General features: G+C 66.2%; 2 protein-coding genes. One reads left to right on the forward strand and one right to left on the reverse strand.

What is annotated here, in order from left to right:
- Positions 1–16 precede the first annotated feature (16 nt).
- On the reverse strand, positions 17–1,252 hold the full coding sequence (locus WAN71_RS21310) for an alpha/beta fold hydrolase (protein WP_422227232.1): 1,236 nt from the start codon (positions 1,250–1,252) through the stop codon (positions 17–19).
- Between the two features lie 85 nt (positions 1,253–1,337).
- Here WAN71_RS21310 and WAN71_RS21315 point away from each other — a divergent pair.
- On the forward strand, positions 1,338–1,522 hold a 185-nt coding region (locus WAN71_RS21315), incomplete at its 3' end, for a TetR family transcriptional regulator (protein ID WP_422227233.1).

Below are 1,522 nucleotides of genomic sequence, written 5' to 3' on the forward strand. Positions count from 1 at the left end.
CCCGACTGGCAAACCGTCAGGGGCGCATCGGCGCCGGCGCACGCGCCGCGGTGTCGCCGTCGAAGACTGACTTGTCCGTCTGCGGCGGTGACGCCGTCAAGTCCAGCCACGCGGTCATCAGGCGGGCTGCCGCGCCGATGTTGCCGAGCTGACAGTGATTGCTCGCCTGCTCGGCGGCGGTGAAAATCCGTGTGGTCACCGATCGCGCGCTGGTCAGCGTGTCCGCCTGGCGCCCCAGCTGCTTCAGTGGCACATAGTGGTCATCGGCACCTGCGAGGAGCAGCACGTCGGCGCGCACCAGGTGGGAAACTTTGCTGGTGCTCATGGCAGTGGTTGAGCGTAAGAAGTCGTAGGGCGTGGCAGTGCCGGTGACGTGCATCCCCTGCTGCAGTCCCCACTCCGAAACCGGCTTGCGAGCAACAGCGCGGTCGGCAATGGCATTGACGACCCGGCTGGCACGCGCGGCAAGCAAGGCGCGCAACGGAATTCGGACACCGCGGCCGATTTGACGTGCGATCGCCTCAAAAAAGTCGTCGAGGATGTCGAAAGCCACCACCCGGCTGATCCGCGGCTCGAACGCGGCCGCCCTGATCACCAGACCACCGCCGAGCGAGATCCCAACGGCGGCAACATCATCGAGTCCGTAGTGGTCGAGGACCGCGCCCACCGGCTGCTCCCACTCGGGAATCATCGTGAGGCCGAAGTCCTCGAGTGCGCTGCCCTGGCCCGGACCGTCGAACACGACGATGCGACGACCCGCGTCGACCATGCCGGCGATCATCGGCAGGAACTCTTCGACATAGCTGTCGAATCCGCCGAACATGACGATCGGGGCGCCGATCTGGCGCTCCGGCCGCAGGTCGTAGGCGGGCAGTGCGCCAGAGCGAAACGGGACAAACTCGGGCGTTACGTCGTAGATGGTGCGCATCGCATGCAGGAACCTGGCGCGGGTGGCCGAGCGACGCGGATCGGTGGCCACCATGAAGAACTCGGCTGCCCGGTCGTAGTACGCGCCGGCGAACGCGCGATCCGCCGCGCGGGCCTGCTCGGCCAGGGCGAGAAAGGCGTCGATCAACTCCGGGTAGGTGTTGGCTCGGGATGCCAGGTCGGTCACCTCGTCGATGGCCGACGGGCCGATCCACTGCACCCAGCGGTTGCACTGGAAGTTGATGCTGATGTCGCGGTGAAAGCGGCGGTAGCCGATTGGCGGGGTGGCGCCGGTGCAGTCGAGTCGGGGTGCTGACGTGTCCATTGCGGGCTCCTATTGCAAGTTGTCTTGCAATAGGATGCGCCTCGCCTGGCCGTAATGCAAGTAAAGTTGCGATAGACTTCAGCTTATGACTGCAGGCGTATCGCATCGCCGCGGCGAGCATGTCCGGCAAACCGTCTTGGCCGCCGCGTTCGAGGAGCTGGCCGCCAACGGGTTCGACGGCGCCACCGTCGCCGGTGTTGCCAAGCGCTCCGGTGTGCACGAGACCACGGTGTACCGGCGATGGGTGACGCGGGAGAACCTGCTCGTGGC

It is taken from the genome of Mycobacterium sp., assembly GCF_049280035.1.
Lineage (GTDB): Bacteria > Actinomycetota > Actinomycetes > Mycobacteriales > Mycobacteriaceae > Mycobacterium.

What these genes read in the sequence shown, in the direction of transcription:
- WAN71_RS21310 (WP_422227232.1), bottom strand. Translation starts at nt 1,252, where the DNA reads ATGGACACGTCAGCACCCCGACTCGACTGCACCGGCGCCACCCCGCCA.